Here is a 19,736-nt window from a genome sequence, read left to right as displayed (position 1 = left end):
CGCCCCCCCCGCCCCCCCCCCCCCCCCCCCCCCGCCCCCCCCCCCCCGCCCCCCCGCCGCCCCCCCCCACCCCGCGCGGGCTTTCTCGCGAGGAAGTGCGCGGGCTTTCTCGCGAGAAAGCGCGGGGTGGGCGGGAGGACGGGGGAGCCAGGCCGGATGATGTGCGGCCGTGGAGGTCCTGGCGGCGACGGTCGAGACGCTGCGCATCCCGCAGGTGGTCGACCTCGCGGCGATCGTCATCGGCGCGCTCACCGGTGGGCTGCTGGCCGCCCGGGAGGGGTTCGCCGTCTCCGGTGTGCTGCTGCTGGCGATCAGCGGCGGCCTCGGCGGCGGGCTGATCCGCGACGTCCTGCTCGCCTCCGACCCGCCGGTCGCGCTGACCGACCCGGCCTACCTGCCCACCGTGGCGGTCACCGCAGCGGTCACCTTCTACTTCTCCGGCTGGCTGTCCCGGCTCACCCGGCTGCTGGTGGTGCTGGACGCCCTCACGCTGGGCTTCTTCACCGTCATCGGCGCGCAGAAGGCCCAGCTGGCCGAGCTGCCCAACGCCTCGGTGGTCTTCATCGGCACGCTCACCGCTGTCGGCGGCACCCTCATCCGCGACATGCTGCTGGCGCAGCGGGCGGACATCGTCGGGCCCGGCCCGTACAACGCCGTCGCCGCGCTGCTCGGGGCCGCCGTCCTCACCGTCCTGGCCGGGCCGCTGGACCTGCCGCCGCTGCCCGTCGCCGCGATCGTCATCACCCTGGTGGCCGCCCTGCGGGTGCTCTCGGTGTGGCGCGGCTGGGAGGCGCCGGTCGCCGTCGACCTGCCGCAACGGGCGCGCAGCCGGCTGGGCCGACGGCTGTCCCGGCCACGCCGACGGCCGGGGCGGCGGTGACCGTCAGTCGCCGGCGGCCGGCGGCATGACCGGCGGCGCCGGCTCGATCCCCGGCGGCACCCGCTGCGGACCTGCCTCGGGTGGGCGGGGCCGGTCCTGCGGGTGCACCCGGACGGCGAGCAGCGCCACGTCGTCCTCCGTGTCGGGCAGGTACATCCGCGCCAGCAACTGGTCGCAGAGCCCCTCCAGCGGCAGGTCGGTGAGGTCGGTGAGCACCCGGCGCAGCTCCGCGAGACCGGCGTCCAGGTCGCGGTCGCGGCGCTCGACCAGGCCGTCGGTGTAGAGCAGCAGCGTGCCGCCCCGGCCGATCGTGGCGACCCGGTCGCTGCGCGGGGTGCCCGGGTCGACGCCCAGCAGCAGGTCCGGGTCCTGGTCGTCGAGCAGCGTGACCGTGCCGTCGGCCCCGATCAGCACCGGCGGCGGGTGCCCTGCCGACGACCAGCGCACCCGGGTCTGCCCCCGCTGCAGCTCCGGGTCGTCCTGCTCCAGGCGGGCGACCACCGCGGTCGCCATGGTGTCCAGGTCGAGCCCCGCGGTGGCCCGGTCCAACCCGCCGAGCAGCTCCGCGGGGGTGCCACCGGTGTGGTGGCCGATGCCGCGCAGCAGCCCGCGCAGCTGCCCCATCGCGGCCGCCGCCCGGCTGTCGTGGCCCACCACGTCGCCGATGACCAGCACGGTCGCCCCGTCGGGCTGCACGAACGCGTCGTACCAGTCACCGCCGATCTCGGCCCCCGCGGCGGCCGGGACGTACCGGACGACGATCTCGCAGTGGTCCGGAGCGGGCGGGGCGGTGAGCATGCTGCGCTGCAGCGTCTCGGCCAGCTGCCGCTGCTGACCGAACAGCCGGGCCTGCTGCAGGGCCGCGCCCGCCCGTCGGCCGACCTCCACCGCGGTGTCCAGCTCCGCCTCGGCCCGCACCTCCCGTTCCGCGCCGGTGTAGATGCCGAGGGCGCCGAGCGTCTCCCCGCGGGCCACCAGCGGAACGACGACGCCGGCCTGCGGGGCCAGCGCGGCGAGCAACGTGCGGGCCTCGGAGTCCGGCAGCGCCCGCTCCAGGTAGGCCTGGTCCAGCTGGGACAGCACGACGGGTCGGCCGGTGCGGGTGACCACGCGCGCGGCGGCGTCGTCGCTCATCCCGCCGACCATGGCCCGCACGTAGCGCTCCAGCTCCTCGCGGCGGGCGCGGTCGGAGTGCGCCGAGGCCACCCGGCGCATCCGGCCCTGCTCGTCGGTGACCACCACCCAGCACCAGTCGCCCAGGGCCGGCACCACCAGCTCGGCCAGCCGGTCCAGCTGCTGGTCGATGTCGAGCGTGCCGGCGAGCACCCGCCCCACCTCGGCCAGCAGCTGCAGCCGGGCGTTGGCCACGGTCAGCGCGGCCACCGCGGCGTCCCGCTGGGCGTCGGCCTGCAGCCGGGAGACGGTCAGCCCGATCTGCGCGGTCAGCGCCTCCAGCATCGCCACGTCATCGCCGCCGAACGCCCGGCCACCCGGCCAGACCGCCACGAAGCTGCCCCGCAGCCGACCCTCCACCCGCAGCGGCAGGGCGGCCACCGCGCCCACCCCGACCAGGTCGCCGATCTCCGCCATCCGCGGGAAGCGGGCCACCGCCGCCGCCCGGTCGGCCAGCAGCACCGGCTCGCCGTGCCGGGCCACGTACTGGGTGGGCAGCTCGTCGTCGAGGGCGAGCGGAACGCCACCGGGCGGCAGCTCGACGTCCGCACCGGACTCCACGGCGTCGACCAGGCCCCGGGTGAGGTGCAGCAGCAGCTCGCCGCTGGCCGGGTCGAAGACCGCCAGGGCGGTGCCGGAGGCGCCCAGCACGGCGCGGCACCCCCGCAGCGCGACCTCGGCGAGGTCGGTCATCCCGGCCACGTTGGCCAGCTCGACGGCCACCTCGGCGATCGCCGCCGCGCGCTGCACGGCGACCAGCCGGCGCTGCGTCTCCTCCCGCGCGTCGGTGACGTCGACCGTGGTGCCGACCAGCCGCAGCGGCGCGCCCAGCGCATCGCGCAGCACCCGGCCCCGGGACACCGTCCACCGCACCACGCCGTCCGCGCGGAGGACGCGCATCTCGGCCGTGAACTCCCCGCTGCCGGTGACCGCGGCCCGCATCGCGTCGGTGACCGTGGCGTGGTCGTCGGGGTGGAGCCTCGGCAGCACGGCCTCCTCGGAGTCGAGCTCCACCGGGCCCGGGACGCCGAAGATCGCCGCGTTGCGCTCGTCCCAGAACACCCGGCCGGTACGGAAGTCCCGTTCCCAGATGCCGACGGAGCCGGCCTCGAGCGCCAGCTCCAGCCGGGTCAGCGAGGAGCGGGCGGCGGCCGAGGCGGCGACCAGCTCCAGCTCGGTGACGACGGTCGCCGCGACCTCCCGCGCGACCAGCTCGTCCCGCTCGGTCCACTCCCGCGGGGTGGGCGAGAGCAGGCTGAGCGCCCCGACCCGGTGCCCGGAGGCCAGCTGCAGCGGCACCGAGAGGCAGGCCCCCAGCGTCCCGGCGGCGACCGCGGGCAGGTCGGCGACGCGCGGGTCGGTGGCGGCGTCGGGCACGACCAGCACCGCGCCGGTGCGGACGGCGACCGCCCCGGGCACCTCGGTCAACGGGGTGGTGTCGCCCACCGCGATCGGCCGGCCCGCGCCGCCCAGGGCGACCGCGACGTCGGTGAGCAGCACCACCTGCGCCGACGGGACGCCCACCAGCCGGGTGGCGATCCCCGTCAGCCGGTCGAACGGTGCAGTGCCGGTCAGCTCGGCGGCGAGCCGGCGGGCAGCGTCGACCCGCTGCGGATCGGTCAGCGGATCGGGGGACGGACGCAGCTCGGACACGCCGGCCGGCCTCCCCCTGGTCCCCGTGCGCGGCGGCGTCCGGCGGGCCCGGGCGCGTGTGCGCGGCGCACCATGCTGGCACGTCACCGGCGCGAACCGGGTGACCGGCGTCGGCGCCGTCCTGGTCCGGGCGCTCAAGGAGCGGCGCGGCGGCGCCGATCTGGGAGAGGTGACCTCGACCCTGCGCCCCCAGCACGAGGACTGCCGCCCGCTGCTGGCCGGAGCCGACGACCTGAGCGTCGTGTTCCAGCCGATCGTCGACCTCGCCACCGCGACCGTCGCCGGCTACGAGGCGCTGGCCCGCTTCCCCGGCACCGCCTCCCCCGACGTCTGGTTCGCCGCGGCGGCCGAGGCCGGGCTGGGCGCCCAGCTCGAGGCGCTCGCGCTCCGCCGGGCGCTGGCCGCGCTGCCGGACCTGCCGCCGAACACCTTCCTCACCGTCAACGTCAGCCCCCACCTGCTCGACAGCGGTCCCGTGGCGGCCGCGCTGGCCGAGCCCGCGACGCTGCGGCGGGTGGTCATCGAGCTGACCGAGCACATGCCCACCCCGGACCTGGCCGCGCTGCGCGGGCAGACCGCCGCGCTGCGCGGGCGCGGCGCGCTGATCGCCATCGACGACGCCGGCTCCGGCTGGTCGGGTCTGCAGCAGATCGCCGAGGTCCGCCCCCAGCTGGTCAAGCTCGACCGCGCGCTGGTCTCCGGTGCCGACACCGACCCGGTGAAGACCGCGCTGGCCGAGATGGTCGGCACCTTCACCAGCCGGATCGACGCCTGGCTGCTGGCCGAGGGCATCGAGACCCCCGGCGAGCTGGCCGCCTTCGTCCGGCTCGGCGTCCCCCTGGCCCAGGGCTGGCTGCTCGGCCGGCCCGCTCCCTCCTTCGCCCCGCTGTCCGCCGAGGCCGAGCAGCTGGTGCGCGCCAGCGTCGCCCGCGCCCAGCTCAGCGAGAGCGTGGCCAGCCTGCTGCGCCCGGTCCGGCAGCACGGCCCCGGCGACGACGACGCCCCGCCGCCCTACGTGGTGCTGGACGCCGACGAGGTGCCGGTGGAGCTGGTGCTCGCCGACCCGCGCACCGGCGCCGCCTACCGCGCCCCCGTCTCGCTGCGCGTGCTGCCCTCGGCCGGGGTGGCCGAGACGCTGCAGCGGGCGCTGACCCGGCCGCCGGTGCACCGCTTCGACCCGGTGGTCTGCACCGATCGCACCGGCGCCGTGCTGGGCCTGCTGCGGATGGAGGACCTGGCCTCCGCATCGGCCAGCCGCTGACCCCCGGCCGGCACCCGACGACCGGCCCACCGAGTCTCGAGGAGAGATCCGTGCAGGCCTTCGCCTGCGGGGACGTCGTCCCCGGCTGCACCGCCCGCTCCACCGCACCGGACGAGGACGCCGTCCTCTCCCAGGTCGCCGCGCACGCGACCGCCGACCACGGCCTGAGCAGCGTGCCGCCGGAGCTGGTCGCCCAGGTCCGCGCGCACATCGTCGCCGCGGCATAGCAGCGGCAGGTACTCACGCCGCGTGCCCAGCCGACGGCCCCGTCCAGAGGCTCGCCCCGAGCGTGCGAGGGGTGAGGAGGACGGGGCCGTCTTTCAGGCGCTCGCGTCGGTGAGCAGCTGCCGCTGCTCGCCGGTGAGCACCAGGTCCAGCATCGGCAGCAGGTCGGCCAGCTGCTCGACGCTGCGGCCGCTGGCGATCGGCGCGGTCACCGTGGGCTGGTCGGCGAGCCAGCGCAGCGCGACGGCGGCGCCGGTCACGCCGTGGGCGTCGGCGACCTGCTGGAGGGCGGCGAGCACCCGGTCGCCCTTCTCGCCCACGTACTGGGCCGCGCCCTTGGCGCGCGGGGAGTCGATGGTCTCCCCCGCCCGGTACTTCCCGGTGAGGAAGCCCCGGGCCAGCCCGAAGTAGGGCATGACGCCGAGCTGGTGCTCGGCGGCGACGGCCTGCAGCTCGTCCTCGTAGACCGCGCGCTCCATCAGGTTGTAGTGGGGCTGGAGCGCCACGTACCGGGCGACGCCGAGCTCGTCGGAGGTCCGCAGCGCCTCGGTCAGCCGGACCGCGGAGTAGTTCGACGCCGCGACATACCGCACCTTGCCGGCCTGCACCAGTTCGTCGAAGGCCCGCAGCGTCTCCTCCAGCGGGGTGCTGTCGTCGTCGTAGTGGGCGTAGTAGAGGTCGATGTGGTCGGTCTGCAGGTTGCGCAGCGACCGGTCGCAGGCCGCCCGGATCTCCCCCGCCGACAGCGGGTGCTCCTTCTCCCCCGGGCTGGCCTTGGTGGCCACCACCATCCGGTCGCGCATGCCGCGCTCGGCCATCCAGTTGCCCAGGATGGTCTCGGAGACGCCGTTGCCGTACATCTCGGCGGTGTCGACGAACGGCGACTGGGTGCTGGGGACGGCGTCGGAGAAGCGGTCGAGCAGAGCGAAGGACGTCGGCTCGTCGGCGGTCCACCCGAAGACGTTGCCGCCCAGGCAGAGGTCGCTGACGGTCAGGTCGGTCCCGGGGAGCTGTGGCATGGCGTCCACGCTAGGACGGCACCCGGTGCCGCGCGCGCCGGATGGAGCGTGATCAACTGCGTGACGAAAGTGACCTGCGGGTAGAAAAGCCCCGGAATCCGGGCTCATCGCTCGCCAACACCCAGGTCGGCATGGCAACGTGCCGCCCGTTGCTGGTCGACGACGGGGTCGGCCAGATCCGCCCACCGGGCACCCGCCACACCGGCGGCGAGCCCAGTGGAGGCCCCGGCGTCCGCCAGGACGCCCGGGGGCCGCACCCGGTCCGACCGGGCGCGACGACCACGGCGGCCCGCCCGAGGGCCGGGCCGCCGATCACGACACCGAGAGGAACCCGCATGAACAAGGCCGAACTCGTCTCCGCCATCGCCAAGCGCGCCGACGTCCCCGCCAGCACCGTCGACTCCGTGATCAACGGTCTCCAGGAGGAGCTCGTCGACGCCATCACCCGCGGCGACAAGGTGGCCGTCCCCGGCCTGCTGACCGTCGAGCGCGCGCAGCGCTCCGCCCGCACCGGACGCAACCCGCAGACCGGCGAGTCCATCGAGATCGCTGCTGCCAACACCGTCAAGGTGACCGCCGGCTCGAACCTGAAGAAGGCCGCCGCCGCCGTCCCGGTCGAGTGAGGACCTGACTGGCCCCCCACGACGCGCTCCGCGCGCCGCGGGACCCTGCGGCCAGGCCGATCTGCGCCCCCGTTCCGCTCCCGCGGACGGGGGCGCAGGCGTGCCCGGCCAGGATGGGGGCATGGAGCCGAACCACGTCCTGCTGCCCGACGAGCGCACCCTGCACGGCTCCTGGGACCCGGCCCGGCCCCCGGCGCTGACGGTCGACCCGGGTGCGTCGGTGCGGCTGGGCACCCTGGACTCCGGCTGGTCGACCGGCCCCTACACCGGCCCGGACACCGGCCCGGACGTCATGGCGGGCCTCGCCGCCCGCCCCCGGCACCCCGCGCACGACCCGGCGTCCGGGCACGCGCTCACCGGTCCGATCGCCGTCCGCGGCGCCCAACCCGGGCAGGTGCTCAGCATCCGCATCGACGACGTCGTCCCCGGGTCGTTCGGCACCACCTACGTCGGGCTGCGGTCCACGGCGCTCAACGAGTGGCTCGGCGTGACCGCCGCCCCCGTCGTCCACCGGTGGACCCTCGACGCCACCGCGGGAGTGGGGCGCAACCAGGCCGGGCACTCGGTCGCGCTGCGGCCGTTCCCCGGGGTGGTCGGCGTGCCCCCGGCCGAGCCGGGCCGGCACTCGACGATCCCGCCGTACTGGCACGGCGGGAACCTGGACTGCCGCGAGCTGGTCGCCGGCTCGACGCTGTACCTGCCGGTGACCGTGCCCGGCGGGCTGCTCTCGGTCGGCGACGGGCACGCCGCGCAGGGCGACGGTGAGGTCGCCGGGACGGCGATCGAGTGCCCGCTGGAACGCGTCGACCTGACCCTCGACGTGCTGCCCGACCTGTTCGGCCGGGCGCTGACCACGCCCGTGGCGAAGACCCCCGCGGGCTGGGTGACCATGGGCGTCGCCGACGACCTGGACGAGGCGACGGCCGTCGCGCTGGACGCGATGCTCGACGTCATGGCAGCGGTGCACGGCATCGGCCGCTCCGACGCCCTCGCGCTGGCCAGCGTGGTGGTCGACCTGCGCGTGACCCAGGTGGTGAACCAGGTGGTCGGCGTGCACGCCGTCCTCCCCTGGGGCGCGGTCCGCTGAGCCCCGGGATCAGGTGACCTGGTCGTGCGTGCTCCTGGCTCACGTCCGGAGGTGAGCCAGGAGCACGCACAGTGAGCCAGGGCGCCCGGGCGACTAGTCGCCGGTGGCGCCGTCGATGCGCTCGCGGAGGAGGTCGGCGTGGCCGTTGTGCCGCGCGTACTCCTCGATCATGTGCAGGTACACCCAGCGCAGCGACACCCGCTCCCCGTGGCGCAGCCCGGCGCTCAGCTCGTCCAGCGAGTCGTGCTGGGCGGCGACGGCGCGGCTGGCCTCCAGCTCGGCGGTGAACGCGGCCAGCTCGGCGGGGACGGCGGTCACCGGGTCGTCGCCGTCGGCGCCCACCCTGTCGAAGTCGGCCTCCCCGTCGGCCTCCCAGTAGACGGTCGGCGACTCCCGGCCCGCGATCACGCGGGTGAACCAGTACCGCTCGACGTCTGTCAGGTGCCGCAGCAGGCCGCGCAGGCTCAGACCCGACGGCGGCACCGAGCGCTCCCCCAGCTGCTCGGGGGTGAGGCCGGTGCACTTCTGCAGCAGCGTCGCGCGGTGGAAGTCCAGCCAGGCGTCCACGGCGGCGCGCTCGCCGTCCCGGTAGGGCGGGTCGACGCGGTCGGGGGCGGGTGGGAACTCGATCACCCCGACAGTCTGCTGGGATGAGCTCGTGCTGCGCATCGGTGCCCTCGACGTGCCGGACGGCGGGCTCGTCGTCATGGCGATCGTCAACCGCACCCCCGACTCCTTCTACGACCGCGGCTCCACCTACGAGCTGGATGCCGCGCTGGCCCGGGTCGAGCGGGTGGTGGCCGAGGGCGCGGACATGGTCGACGTCGGCGGGGTGAAGGCCGCCCCGGGCGCGGAGGTCCCGCCCGAGGAGGAGGTCCGGCGCACGGTCGACCTGGTCGCCGCGATCCGCGCCGCCCACCCGCGGCTGCCGATCTCGATCGACACCTACCGGGCCGAGGTGGCCCGCGAGGCGCTCGCGGCCGGCGCCGACGTCGTCAACGACGCCTGGGGCGGGGTCGACCCGCAGCTCGCGCACGTCGCGGCCGAGGCCGGCGCCGGGATCGTCTGCACCCACGCCGGCGGGCTGCCGCCGCGCACCCGCCCGCACCGGGTCGTCTACGACGACGTGGTGGCCGACGTCGTCGCCCGGACGACGGCGCTGGCCGAGGCGGCGGTGGCGGCGGGGGTGGACCGCGAGCGGGTGCTGGTCGACCCGGGGCACGACTTCGGCAAGAACACCCGGCACTCACTGGCGGCGACCCGGCGGCTGGACGAGCTGGTGGCCACGGGGTGGCCGGTGCTGGTGGCGCTGTCGAACAAGGACTTCGTCGGGGAGACCCTCGGCGTGCCGGTCGAACAGCGGCTGACCGGCACCCTCGCGGCGACGGCGGTGAGCGCCTGGCTGGGCGCCCGGGTGTTCCGCGCGCACGACGTCGCCGCGACCCGGCAGACGCTGGACATGGTGGCCTCGATCAAGGGCGACCGGCCGCCGGTGCGCAGCATCCGCGGCCTGGCGTGAGCACGGGCGGCGGCGTCGTCCTGGCTCACCCCGCGTGCTCCTGGCTCACCTCCTGCCGTGAGCCAGGAGCACGCATGATCAGGTCACCTGATCCCGGGCCGACCCGGCCGGGTGGATAGGTTCGCCGGCATGGCCGCCACCGGGTTCCACACCGCCGACGAGCTCAACGACCTGCTGCCGGGCACGCTGCCCGGGCTGCTCGGCATCGTCATCGACGACCACGAGCCCGGCCGGCTCGCCGCACACCTCGACGTCCGGCCCGACCTGCTCGCGCCCAACGGCTTCCTGCACGCCGCGTCCGTGGTGGCGCTGGCCGACACCGCCTGCGGGCTGGCCACCCGGGCGCTGCTGCCCGAGGGCGCGAGCGGGTTCACCACGATCGAGCTGAAGAGCAACCACCTGGGCACCGCGCGCGAAGGGCGGATCGAGGTGGTCGCCACCAACGCGCACGCCGGGCGGACGACGCAGGTGTGGGACGCCGTGGTCTCCGCGCCGGCCACCGGGAAGACCATCGCGCTGTTCCGGTGCACCCAGTCGGTGCTGTGGCCGCGGGGCTGAGCACTACCCACGGGTAACCCGGTATGTGACTCGGGCCACGCCAGATGTGAGACTGGCGCCACACCCCAGTCGAGGAGGACCCCGTGGCGCTGAGCAGTCGTTACCCGGACGTCGAGATCCCCGAGCTGTCCGTGCCGGAGTTCGTGCTGGCCGGCACCGCCGAGCGCCGGGAGTCCCCGGCCCTGGTCGACGGCATCTCCGGCGAGACGATCACCCACGGCGAGCTGACCTTCTACGTCCAGCGGATGGCCGCCGCGCTCGCCGCCCGCGGGCTGCGCAAGGGCGACGTCGTCGCCGTGTTCAGCCCGAACACCATCTGGTACCCGGTCGTCTTCCACGGCATCGCCGCGGCCGGCTGCGTCGTCTCCCCGGTCAACGCCCTCTACACCCCCGACGAGATCGCCTTCCAGCTGAAGGACTCCGGCGCCAAGGTGCTGATCACCATCTCCGCCTTCCTCGACCGGGCGCGGGCCGCGGTGGCGCAGGCGCCGGTCGACGAGGTGGTGGTGATGGACGGCGCCGAGGGGCACGCCTCGCTGCGCGACCTGCTCACCACCGACGCGCCCGCCGCCGACGTGCAGATCGACCCGGCCACCGACGTGGTCACGCTGCCCTACTCCAGTGGCACCACCGGGCTGCCCAAGGGCGTCATGCTCACCCACCGCAACCTGGTGGCCAACGTGACCCAGTCGCGCCCGCTGGCCGGGGTCGACGAGGGCAACGAGCGGATCATCGCCGTCCTGCCGTTCTTCCACATCTACGGCCTGACCGTGCTGATGAACCAGGGCCTGCAGTGGGGCGGCACCGTGGTCACCCTCCCCCGCTTCGACCTCGAGCAGTTCCTGCGCGCCATCCAGGACCACCGGATCACCCGGGCGTTCGTCGCCCCGCCGATCGTGCTGGCGCTGGCCAAGCACCCGCTGGTCGACTCCTTCGACCTCTCCTCGCTGCGCAGCATCACCTCCGGTGCGGCCCCGCTGGACGAGTCCCTCGCCCAGGCCGCCCAGGACCGGCTGCGCAAGGGGGCACCGGACGGCGTCAGCGTCGGGCAGGGCTACGGGATGACCGAGCTGTCCCCGGTCTCGCACACCACTCCCGAGCCCGGGCTGGAGCCCGCGGGCGCCGGGCCCACCCCGAAGGGCACCGTGGGGTACGCGCTGCCCAACACCGAGTGCCGGCTGGTCGACCCGGCCACTGGCGAGGACTGCGCCCCCGGGGAACGCGGCGAGCTGTGGGTGCGCGGTCCGCAGGTGATGGCCGGTTACCTGAACAACCCGCAGGCCACCGCGGACACCCTGGACGCCGAGGGCTGGCTGCACACCGGCGACGTGGCGATCGTCGACGACGAGGGCCGGTACACCGTCGTCGACCGGGTCAAGGAGCTGATCAAGTACAAGGGCTACCAGGTGGCGCCGGCCGAGCTGGAGGCCGTGCTGCTGGGCCACCCGGAGGTGACCGACGCCGCGGTCATCGGGGTGCTGGAGCGGGAGAGCGGCGACGAGCTGCCCAAGGCCTTCGTCGTCCGGGCACCCGGCTCGGCGCTGACCGAGGACGACGTCGTCGCGTTCGTCGCCGAGCGGGTGGCGCCGCACAAGAAGGTCCGGCTGGTGGATTTCATCGAACAGGTGCCCAAGTCGATGGCCGGCAAGATCCTGCGCAAGGACCTCAGAGGAAGGACCCCGTCCTCCTCGCCCCTCGCAAGCTCGGGGTGAGCCTCTGGACGGGGCCGACCTCGGGCCGGCTGCCGGCACGGGCATCGGCCTAGGGTCGGGGGATGCGCGCGGTGACGATCAGCGAGCCAGGCGGTCCCGAGGTGCTCGGCTGGGGCGAGGTGCCCGACCCGGTGTGCGGGCCGGGTGAGGTGGTCGTCGACGTCGTGGCGACCGCGGTCAACCGGGCTGACCTGATGCAGCGGCAGGGCTTCTACCCGCCCCCGCCGGGCGCCAGCGAGGTGCTCGGCCTGGAGTGCAGCGGCGTGATCAGCGAGGTCGGGGACGGCGTCACCGGCTGGTCGGTGGGCGACGAGGTGTGCGCGCTGCTGGCCGGTGGCGGCTACGCCGAGCGGGTGGCCGTCCCGGCCGGGCAGCTGCTGCCCCGGCCCGCGGGTGTGGAGCTGGCCACTGCGGCGGCCCTGCCGGAGGTCACCTGCACGGTCTGGTCCAACGTCTTCCTGCTCGCCGGGCTGCGCGCCGGCGACGTGTTCCTGGTGCACGGCGGCTCCAGCGGCATCGGCACCATGGCGATCCAGCTGGCGGTGCGCGCCGGCGCCCGGGTGGCCACCACCGCCGGCAGCGAGCAGAAGCTCGCCGCCTGCCGGGAGCTCGGCGCGGAGATCGCGATCGACTACCGGGACGAGGACTTCGTCGAGCGGGTGCGGGAGGCCACCAGCGGGCACGGCGCCGACGTCGTGCTGGACAACATGGGCGCCGCCTACCTGGCCCGGAACGTCGACGTCCTCGCCGACGGCGGCCGGCTGGTGGTGATCGGGATGCAGGGCGGCCGGAAGGCCGAGCTGGACCTGAGCCGGCTGCTCGCCAAGCGGGGCAGCGTGCACGCCACGGCGCTGCGCTCCCGGCCGGCCACCGGCCGTGGCGGCAAGGCGGAGATCGTCGCGGCCGTGCGGCACGACGTGTGGCCCGACGTCGAACGCGGCGTGGTCCGTCCGGTCATCGACCGCCGGCTGCCGATGTCCCGCGCGGCGGAGGCGCACGCCCTGCTGGAGGAGAGCGCGCACATCGGCAAGGTGCTGCTGCTCCCGGATGCCTGAGCGCGGTCACGCCTCCGGGGAGCCGCCGCGCACCGTCGGCCGGACGGCGAGGAGCGCGACGTCGTCCGCTCCCGGCTCCGGGACCATCCTGGTCAGCACGCGGTCGCAGAACCGGTCCAGGTCGGCCTCCGCGCACTCCTCGACGGTGGCCAGCAGCCGGTCGGTCCCCTCGTCCAGCGACTCCCCCCGGCGCTCGACCAGCCCGTCGGTGTAGAGCAGCAGCGTGGCGCCGGCCGGCAGCGTGGTCCGCTCCGACGACCGTGGTGCCCCGGCGTCCACGCCCAGCAGCAGGTCGGCCCTGCCACCCCCGGGGGTGAGCAGCCGGGCGCGCCCCGAGGGCTCCAGCAGCACCGGCGGGGGGTGCCCGGCGTTGGACCACTGCACCTGCAGCCCCGCGGCGCCGTCCCGCTCGGGGGCGACCAGCTGGGCGACGACGGCGGTGGCGATCGTCGCGAGCTCCAGGCCCTCGATCGCCTGGTCGACGGCGGTGAGCACCGAGCCGGGTGAGTCGGCGCCGGCGTGTCCGATGCCCCGCACGAGCCCGCGCAGCTGCCCCATGGCCGCCGCGGCCCGCGTGTCGTGCCCCGCCACGTCACCGACGACCACCAGCAGGTCACCGTTGCGGCGGCGGAACGCGTCGTACCAGTCACCGCCCACCTGGGCCTGCTGGGCGGCCGCCAGGTAGCGGACGGCGATGTCGGCGAAGGACGTCTCCGGCGGTGCGGTGAGCAGGCTCCGCTGCAGCTCGGTGGCGAGGTGCCGCTGGCCGGCGTAAAGCAGGGCGTTGTCCAGCGCCACCCCGGCCCGACGGCCGATCTCCTCCGCGAGCTCCAGCTCGGGCGCTCCCAGCTGGTTCCCGCCCGGGGCGACGACCAGCAGGATGGAGCCGAGGAGCCGCTCCCGGCCGGTGATCGGGACGGCGACCGCACTCCCCATGCCCAGCTGGGTCACCAGGGCGCGCAGTTCGGGGTCGGCCACCTGGCCGGCCAACTCCCCGGGGTCGATGCGGGGCAGCAGGACCCGCTCCCCCGCCGCGGCCCGCCGGCTGGGCTCGGTGAAGCAGTGGCGCGCTTCCTTCAGCTCCTCCGCCGCCCGGGCCACCGGCGCGAGCACGGGGTCGCGGTGCCGCATGGCGACGTTGTGCAGCTGACCGTGCCCGTCGAGGACCTGGATGCTGATCCAGTCGGCGAGCCCCGGGACGAGGGCCTGCGCCAGCCGGGTCAGCGGCTCGGTGAGGTCCAGGGGGCCCATCAGCGACTCGGAGACGCGAGCCAGCAGCTGCACGTGCCCGGCCAGCCGGTCGCGGTCGCGCTCCGCCGCCCGCTGCGCCGTCACATCGGTGGCGAACACCAGGACCACCGGCCGGCCGGTGTCGGTCTGGGTGGTCGCCGAGCTCAGTTCGAGCACCCGGCCGGCGATGCCGATGTGCGCCGGCCCCTGCTGCCCACCGGCCCCGGAGAAGGCCGCCTGAGCGCCCGGGGCCACCTCGTCGACGGGCCACCCCAGCACGGCCGGCCCGAGGCCGAGGAGGTCCTCGGCCTGACGGTTCCAGCCCAGCAGCTCCCCCGTCGGCTCGGCCACCAGGACCGGGATCGGGACGTGCTCCAGCAGGGCTCCGACGGCGGTCACCCCCGGCGCCCCGGCCCAGTCGGGCGACCCGGGGTGCCGCGTGATCGCCGCGAGCACTCCGGCGTGCCGGCGCCGCTCCCGGCTGGCCGTCCGCAGCTCGCGCACCCGGGCGGGCAGGTCCGGGTCGTCCACGCCGGCGACGAGCAGGTCCAGGGGCACCTCGGGGGCGAAGGCGGCCTGCCGGCGCACCGCCACCGGGTCCACCGCCAGGACGGCGATCCCGGCACCCGGCGCCAGGCGGTGCGCGCGCTGGGCCAGGAGCACCGCCGCCGTGGCCTGGGTACCCAGCACCACGAGGTCGACCGGGGCCTCGGCGGGGCCGAGGGCCTCGGCCAGGTCGACGGCGGACACCTGCTCCAGGCCCGGTACGCCCCCGAGCCGCGCCAGGTCCTGCGGCGTGCCGTCGACGAGGACGCAACGACCCGGGACGGAGGGCGCGCTCACTCGCCCAGGAGCGGCAGGCCGAGCACCGCCCGGCCGGTCCAGGTGCGCAGGATGTCCGTCGTCGGGCTCATCACGTCCGCCGCCCGGGCGTCCCGCAGGTGCCGCTCCAGCGGCGAGCGGTCCCGGTAGCCGATTCCCCCGACCAGCGTCATCGCCTCGTTGGTCACCTGCACCGCGCACTGGGCGACCTCCGCCTTGGCCGCGGCGAGGCCGGGCAGGGCGTCGGGACCGCCGGCGTCCGCCTCCTCCGCCGCCCAGTGCACCAGCCGGCGGGTGCGCTCGACCTGGGCCCACAGGACCCCCAGCCGGTGCTGCAGGAGCGGCTCGGCAGCCAGCCGGCGGCCGGTGTGCGCGTGCGCCCGCCGGCCCAGGTGTGCCACCGCCTCGTCGAGCGAGGCCTGGGCGACCCCCAGGTAGGAGCCCGCCATCGCCATCAGGAAGTACGGGGCGACCACCTCGAAGACGTACCAGAGCTGGTCGCCCTCCGCGCCCAGGAGGTGGTCGACGCCGAGGCGGACCCCCGCCAGCCGAGCCCGCCGGGAGGCGTTGCCCCGCATGCCGATGCCGTCCCACCGGTCGGTCCAGGTCAGGCCGGCGGTGTCCCCGGGCACGAGGACGCAGGAGAACTGCCCCACCGGCGCCTCCGGGTCGGCGGCGACCGTGCTGACCACGTACGAGTCGGCCTGCCCGCCGTTGGTCACGAACGACTTCTCGCCGTCGAGCTGCAGCTCCGCCCCGTCCCGCGTCATGCGGGTCTGCGGCAGCCAGAAGTGCGCACCGGTGCCGGGCTCCGACAGCGCCAGCGTGGTGAGGTGCTCCCCGGCGACGATGGCATCGAGGAACCCCTGGCGCTGCCGCGGTGTCGGCTTCGCCGCGATCACCGCCGTCCCCACGCAGTGCATCCCGAAGCACAGGGCCGTCGAGGCGCAGACCCGGCCGACCGCCTCGCAGACCGCGACGACCCCGCGCAGGCCCAGCCCGGACCCACCCATCGGGCGGGCCGCGGCGAGGCCTCCGAGACCGGCGGCCTGCAGGGCCCGGAGCGCCTCGGCGGGCCACACCCCGGAGTCGGTCCGCTCGACCAGCGGGCCGGCGACGGTCTCGGCGACCTCGGCGGCCCGCGCGGTTGCCTCCGCGATGCTCACCGGGGCCGCTGTCATGAGCCAGAGCATAGGCAGAGCGGACGGGGCGCGTGATCAAGCGGACGCCTGCCGGGCGCCGGGTCCGTCCCCTCAGCCCAGCTCGTCGATGCACTCGACCAGCCGCTCGACCTCCTCGGCCGTGTTGTAGTGCATCAGCCCCAGCCGGACGGCGCCCCCGGCCTCGTTGACACCGATCGCGTCGAACAGCTCGCGGGCGAAGAAGTCACCGTCCCAGGCGCAGATGCCGCGGCGGGCCAGCTCACCGGCGACCTGCCGCGGGCGCATGCCGGAGACGGTGAACGACAGCGTGGGGGTGCGCGGCCACGGCTCCCCCAGCACGTACACGTGCGCCATCCGCCGCAGCGCGGTGTCCAGCCGGTCGAACAGCTCACCCTCGTACCGGCCGACGGCGGCCATCGCGGTGGCCAGCCGTTGCCGCCGGGTGCCGGTCGCCTCCGGGCACAGCGCGGCGAAGTGGTCGACGGCGGCCGCGACCCCGGCGTACAGCTCGAACGGCGGGGTGCCCGGCTCGAAGCGCTCCGGCACCCGGTCCGACGCCGGCAGCAGCTTGTCCGGCCACAGCTCCTCCCACAACCCGGGATGGGCGACGACGGCGCCCACGTGCGGGCCGCACCACTTGTAGGCCGACAGGGCGAGGAAGTCCGCGCCCAGCTGCTCGAGGTCCAGCAGCAGGTGCGGGGCCGCGTGCGCCGCGTCGACGTACACCAGCGCGCCCACCTGGTGCGCGCGGCGGGCGATCGCGGCGACGTCCGGGCAGGTGCCGATGGCGTTGCTGGCCGCGGTGACCGCCACCAGCCGGGTGCGGTTGGTCAGCAGCTCGTCGTACTGCCAGTCCGGCAGCTCCCCGGTCTCGATGTCGACCTCGGCCCAGCGCACCACCAGCCCGAGCCGGTCGGCCACCTGGAGCCACGGCCGGACGTTGGCGTCGTGATCCAGCCGGCTCACCACGATCTCGTCCCCGGCGCGCCAGTGCTTGGCCAGCGCCCGGGCGACCGCGTAGGTCAGCGAGGTGGCGTTCGGGCCCAGCACCACCCCGCCCGCGACGCCGCCCACCAGGTCGGCGACGGCCGAGCGCGCACCGGAGACCAGCTGCTCGGCCCGTGCCGAGGAGGGGAACACCCCGCCCCGGTTCGCGATCGGCACCCGCATCGCCTGGGAGACCGCGCGGACCACGCTCTCCGGCACCAGCGTGCCGCCCGGGCCGTCGGCGTGCACGAAGCCGTCGGACAGGCCCGGGAACAGGCCCCGGACGCGGGCGACGTCCAGCCGCCCGGCACCCGATGACATGCCGCGAGCCTATTCGGGCGGAGGTGGCGACGGTCACCTCGGGCGGCCCCGGGCCCACGGCTCCCGGCCGCGGGGCAGGATGGGGCCATGACTGCTCCTGGCACCGGTGAACCCCACCCCCAGCAGGTCCTCGTCGTGGGTCCCGACGGTCAGCCGGTCGGCGCGATGCCCATGCCGCAGGACGGCGGCGACGACGGCGCCCCCGGCGTCGGCGACCTGGTCGAGCAGCCGGCCAAGGTCATGCGGATCGGCACGATGATCAAGCAGCTGCTGGAGGAGGTCCGGGCCGCGCCTCTGGACGACGCCAGCCGCAACCGGCTCCGCGACATCCACGCCTCCTCCATCCGTGAGCTCGAGCAGGGCCTCGCGCCCGAGCTGCGGGAGGAGCTGGAGCGGATCACGCTGCCCTTCACCGAGGGCGAGACGCCGTCCGACGCCGAGCTGCGAATCGCCCAGGCCCAGCTGGTCGGCTGGCTGGAGGGCGTCTTCCACGGCATCCAGACCGCGCTGTTCGCCCAGCAGATGGCCGCCCGCGCCCAGCTGGAGGAGATGCGCCGCAAGGCGCTGCCCGGCGGCGCCGGCCAGCCCGGCCACGAGCCCCGGCACGGCGGCGGGCAGTATCTCTGAGTCGGCCTACCGGCCTCCACCGCGGCCAGGAGGCGTGCCCGGCCGGCGTTGAGCCGTTGCCAGTGATCCGGTCGGGGAGCCTGCGGCCCCCGCGACCGGATCACTGAGCACGCTTCCGCGTGCGTTGACCCCGCCCGACGTCGCTCAGCACGCTTCCGCGCGCTTCCCTCAGAGGGTGAAGCGGTGGACGGCGGCCTGCAGCTCGTCGCTCATCCGGGCCAGCTCGGCGGCCGACCGCTGGGTCTCGTCGACCCGCTGGTTGGTCTCCGCCGTGCCCGCGGCCAGCCCGGTGATCGCCGAGGCGATGCTCTGCGAGCTGCTCGCCGCCTCGCCCACGTTGCGGTTCATCTCGTTCGTCGTCGCCGTCTGCTCCTCCACCGCGGCGGCGATGGTGGCCTGGAAGTCGTTGATCTGCGCGATCACCGAGCTGATCTCCCCGATCGCACCGACCGCACCCGAGGTGTCGGCCTGGATCGCCTCGACCCGCCGCGCGATGTCCTCGGTGGCGCGCGCCGTCTCCTGCGCCAGCTCCTTGACCTCGGTGGCCACGACGGCGAAGCCCTTGCCCAGCTCCCCGGCGCGGGCGGCCTCGATCGTGGCGTTGAGCGCCAGCAGGTTGGTCTGCTCCGCGATCCCGGTGATCACCTTGATCACGTTGCCGATCTCCTGGGAGGAGTCGCCCAGCTTGCCGACCATCCGGTTGGTCTCCTCGGCGACGCCGACCGCCTGGTTGGCGACCCGGCTGGCCTCGCTGGCGTTCTGGCTGATCTCCCGGATCGCCGCCTCCATCTGCTGCGAGCCCGTCGACACCGTGTCCACGCTGGCGGCGACCTCACCGGCCGAGGCCACCACGACGTCGGCCTGGCCGGCTGCCGTGCGGGCGTTCTCCGCCATCGCGCCGGCGCTGGCGTTCAGCTGCTGGGAGGCCGCGGCCAGCTGGCCGGCCGAGTCGTTCACCAGCCGCAGCACACCGCCCAGGGAGTCCAGGGTGCGGTTCAGCGAGGCAGCGACCGCACCGATCTCCGCACCACCGGTCTCGCCGGCGCGGACGCTGAGGTCACCCTCGGCGACCTGGTCCAGGACCTCGCGGACCCGCTGCACCGGGCGCATCACCGAGCGCACCACCAGCAGCGCCAGCACGAAGGAGACGACGAGTCCGACGCCGACGATGAGCAGGGTCAGGGTGCGCGCGGAGGTGTAGGCGTCCCGTGCCTCGGCGGCGGTCGCCTCGGCGGTGTCGGCGGCAGCCGTGGTGGCCGCCACGAGCGACTCGGAGATGACGGTCTCCGCGTCGTTCATCTGGGCGATCAGGGCCAGCGTCTGCTGCGGAGTGCGGCTGCCCTGCCCCGAGGTGAGCTGCTGCAGCATCCCGAGGTAGCTCTGGGTGGCCGTGGCGAACTCCTCGTAGGCCGTCCGGGCGTCGGGTGACAGCGGGAGGTCGGCGGCGGCGGCGAGGTGGTCGGTGAGCGCCGTGGAGCTCTTCTGCGCCGCCTGCGCGTACGCGGCCCGGGTCTCGGCGGGCAGTGCGGTGAGCTGGGCGCGGGCGGTACCGGCGGAGAACTGCCACCAGTCGACCTGCAACTGGCGCAGCTCGTCGAGCGGGACGGCGCCCTCGGCGTAGACCTCCTCGGCCTTGTCGCTGAGCACCGACATCCGCTGGACGCCGAACAGGCCGACCGACACGGTGGCCAGCGCCACCAGTGCCAGGGCCAGGACGAGCCGCCCGCGGAGGCCCACCCGGGCGGCGAGCCGGCTCCCGGGCCCACGTGCGCCGCTGTCCGGAACCGAGTCGCCCACCACAGTCATGTCCTTGCCCTCTCC

Annotated in this window: 17 protein-coding genes; 10 read left to right on the top strand and 7 right to left on the bottom strand. The window is 75.4% G+C overall.

What is annotated here, in order from left to right; translation table 11 throughout:
- Positions 1-169: 169 nt before the first annotated feature.
- Positions 170-880, top strand: a complete 711-nt coding sequence (locus tag ACI79Y_RS14400) for a trimeric intracellular cation channel family protein (protein WP_457159136.1) — start codon at positions 170-172, stop codon at positions 878-880.
- Between the two features lie 3 nt (positions 881-883).
- Here ACI79Y_RS14400 and ACI79Y_RS14395 read toward each other — a convergent pair whose 3' ends face one another.
- Positions 884-3,706: a SpoIIE family protein phosphatase gene (locus tag ACI79Y_RS14395; protein WP_457159135.1), complete on the bottom strand. Its 2,823-nt coding sequence runs from the start codon at positions 3,704-3,706 to the stop codon at positions 884-886.
- 25 nt (positions 3,707-3,731) lie between these two features.
- On the opposite strand from ACI79Y_RS14395, the gene ACI79Y_RS14390 reads away from it, so the two are divergent.
- The gene (locus ACI79Y_RS14390; protein WP_457159134.1) at positions 3,732-4,967 is read left to right on the top strand and encodes an EAL domain-containing protein; all 1,236 of its coding nucleotides are present in this window, start codon (positions 3,732-3,734) and stop codon (positions 4,965-4,967) included.
- Positions 4,968-5,017: 50 nt separating this feature from the next.
- The gene (locus tag ACI79Y_RS14385) at positions 5,018-5,194 is read left to right on the top strand and encodes a DUF1059 domain-containing protein (protein ID WP_457159133.1); all 177 of its coding nucleotides are present in this window, start codon (positions 5,018-5,020) and stop codon (positions 5,192-5,194) included.
- 93 nt (positions 5,195-5,287) lie between these two features.
- Here ACI79Y_RS14385 and ACI79Y_RS14380 read toward each other — a convergent pair whose 3' ends face one another.
- Positions 5,288-6,211 carry an aldo/keto reductase gene (locus ACI79Y_RS14380; RefSeq protein ID WP_457159132.1) on the bottom strand — a complete coding sequence of 308 codons (924 nt, stop codon included), beginning with the start codon at positions 6,209-6,211 and terminating at the stop codon, positions 5,288-5,290.
- 335 nt (positions 6,212-6,546) lie between these two features.
- On the opposite strand from ACI79Y_RS14380, the gene ACI79Y_RS14375 reads away from it, so the two are divergent.
- Positions 6,547-6,834 (top strand): HU family DNA-binding protein, encoded by a 288-nt coding sequence (locus tag ACI79Y_RS14375; protein WP_457079380.1) that lies wholly within the window; start codon positions 6,547-6,549, stop codon positions 6,832-6,834.
- Positions 6,835-6,955: 121 nt separating this feature from the next.
- On the top strand, positions 6,956-7,921 hold the full coding sequence (locus ACI79Y_RS14370; protein ID WP_457159131.1) for an acetamidase/formamidase family protein: 966 nt from the start codon (positions 6,956-6,958) through the stop codon (positions 7,919-7,921).
- A gap of 93 nt (positions 7,922-8,014) precedes the next feature.
- Here ACI79Y_RS14370 and ACI79Y_RS14365 read toward each other — a convergent pair whose 3' ends face one another.
- The gene (locus ACI79Y_RS14365) at positions 8,015-8,554 is read right to left on the bottom strand and encodes a DinB family protein (protein WP_457159130.1); all 540 of its coding nucleotides are present in this window, start codon (positions 8,552-8,554) and stop codon (positions 8,015-8,017) included.
- A gap of 25 nt (positions 8,555-8,579) precedes the next feature.
- Here ACI79Y_RS14365 and folP point away from each other — a divergent pair, with 25 nt between their 5' ends.
- The 4 genes from folP (at position 8,580) to ACI79Y_RS14345 (ending at position 12,765) form a co-directional block, all read left to right on the top strand.
- A complete protein-coding gene (gene folP, locus ACI79Y_RS14360) occupies positions 8,580-9,440 on the top strand; it encodes a dihydropteroate synthase (protein ID WP_457159129.1) in 861 nt (286 codons plus the stop codon).
- A 129-nt stretch (positions 9,441-9,569) separates the two neighbouring features.
- Complete coding sequence (locus ACI79Y_RS14355) at positions 9,570-9,998, top strand: PaaI family thioesterase (protein WP_457159128.1); 429 nt, start codon at positions 9,570-9,572, stop codon at positions 9,996-9,998.
- An 83-nt stretch (positions 9,999-10,081) separates the two neighbouring features.
- Complete coding sequence (locus tag ACI79Y_RS14350; RefSeq protein WP_457159127.1) at positions 10,082-11,710, top strand: 4-coumarate--CoA ligase family protein; 1,629 nt, start codon at positions 10,082-10,084, stop codon at positions 11,708-11,710.
- A gap of 62 nt (positions 11,711-11,772) precedes the next feature.
- Positions 11,773-12,765, top strand: coding sequence for an NAD(P)H-quinone oxidoreductase (locus ACI79Y_RS14345; protein ID WP_457159126.1), 993 nt, complete (start codon positions 11,773-11,775; stop codon positions 12,763-12,765).
- Between the two features lie 6 nt (positions 12,766-12,771).
- Here the strand turns inward: ACI79Y_RS14345 and ACI79Y_RS14340 are convergent, their stop codons facing one another.
- The 3 genes from ACI79Y_RS14340 to ACI79Y_RS14330 all read right to left on the bottom strand — a co-directional run bounded on the left by ACI79Y_RS14340 (position 12,772) and on the right by ACI79Y_RS14330 (position 17,288).
- Positions 12,772-14,838: a SpoIIE family protein phosphatase gene (locus tag ACI79Y_RS14340; protein ID WP_457159125.1), complete on the bottom strand. Its 2,067-nt coding sequence runs from the start codon at positions 14,836-14,838 to the stop codon at positions 12,772-12,774.
- Positions 14,835-15,998: an acyl-CoA dehydrogenase family protein gene (locus tag ACI79Y_RS14335; RefSeq protein WP_457159124.1), complete on the bottom strand. Its 1,164-nt coding sequence runs from the start codon at positions 15,996-15,998 to the stop codon at positions 14,835-14,837. The genes ACI79Y_RS14340 and ACI79Y_RS14335 overlap by 4 nt, the downstream gene beginning before the upstream one ends.
- Positions 15,999-16,070: 72 nt before the next feature.
- Complete coding sequence (locus tag ACI79Y_RS14330; protein WP_457159123.1) at positions 16,071-17,288, bottom strand: cysteine desulfurase-like protein; 1,218 nt, start codon at positions 17,286-17,288, stop codon at positions 16,071-16,073.
- Between the two features lie 87 nt (positions 17,289-17,375).
- Between ACI79Y_RS14330 and ACI79Y_RS14325 the strand changes: the two genes are divergently transcribed.
- On the top strand, positions 17,376-17,915 hold the full coding sequence (locus ACI79Y_RS14325) for a bacterial proteasome activator family protein (protein ID WP_457159122.1): 540 nt from the start codon (positions 17,376-17,378) through the stop codon (positions 17,913-17,915).
- A 168-nt stretch (positions 17,916-18,083) separates the two neighbouring features.
- On the opposite strand, the gene ACI79Y_RS14320 is transcribed toward ACI79Y_RS14325, so the two are convergent.
- Positions 18,084-19,721 (bottom strand): methyl-accepting chemotaxis protein, encoded by a 1,638-nt coding sequence (locus tag ACI79Y_RS14320; protein ID WP_457159121.1) that lies wholly within the window; start codon positions 19,719-19,721, stop codon positions 18,084-18,086.
- Positions 19,722-19,736 lie beyond the last annotated feature (15 nt).

The organism is Modestobacter sp. SYSU DS0875 (assembly GCF_054050915.1).
The sequence above is the reverse complement of the archived record's forward strand: the minus strand, read 5'-3'. Positions and strand labels throughout refer to the sequence as shown.

Bases quoted from the DNA above. Each gene is read 5' to 3' on its own strand.
- ACI79Y_RS14335 (WP_457159124.1), bottom strand. From the start codon at position 15,998: ATGACAGCGGCCCCGGTGAGCATCGCGGAGGCAACCGCGCGGGCCGCC.
- ACI79Y_RS14345 (WP_457159126.1), top strand. From the start codon at position 11,773: ATGCGCGCGGTGACGATCAGCGAGCCAGGCGGTCCCGAGGTGCTCGGC.
- ACI79Y_RS14330 (WP_457159123.1), bottom strand. From the start codon at position 17,288: ATGTCATCGGGTGCCGGGCGGCTGGACGTCGCCCGCGTCCGGGGCCTG.
- ACI79Y_RS14380 (WP_457159132.1), bottom strand. From the start codon at position 6,211: ATGCCACAGCTCCCCGGGACCGACCTGACCGTCAGCGACCTCTGCCTG.
- ACI79Y_RS14325 (WP_457159122.1), top strand. From the start codon at position 17,376: ATGACTGCTCCTGGCACCGGTGAACCCCACCCCCAGCAGGTCCTCGTC.
- ACI79Y_RS14320 (WP_457159121.1), bottom strand. From the start codon at position 19,721: ATGACTGTGGTGGGCGACTCGGTTCCGGACAGCGGCGCACGTGGGCCC.
- ACI79Y_RS14375 (WP_457079380.1), top strand. From the start codon at position 6,547: ATGAACAAGGCCGAACTCGTCTCCGCCATCGCCAAGCGCGCCGACGTC.
- ACI79Y_RS14370 (WP_457159131.1), top strand. From the start codon at position 6,956: ATGGAGCCGAACCACGTCCTGCTGCCCGACGAGCGCACCCTGCACGGC.
- ACI79Y_RS14355 (WP_457159128.1), top strand. From the start codon at position 9,570: ATGGCCGCCACCGGGTTCCACACCGCCGACGAGCTCAACGACCTGCTG.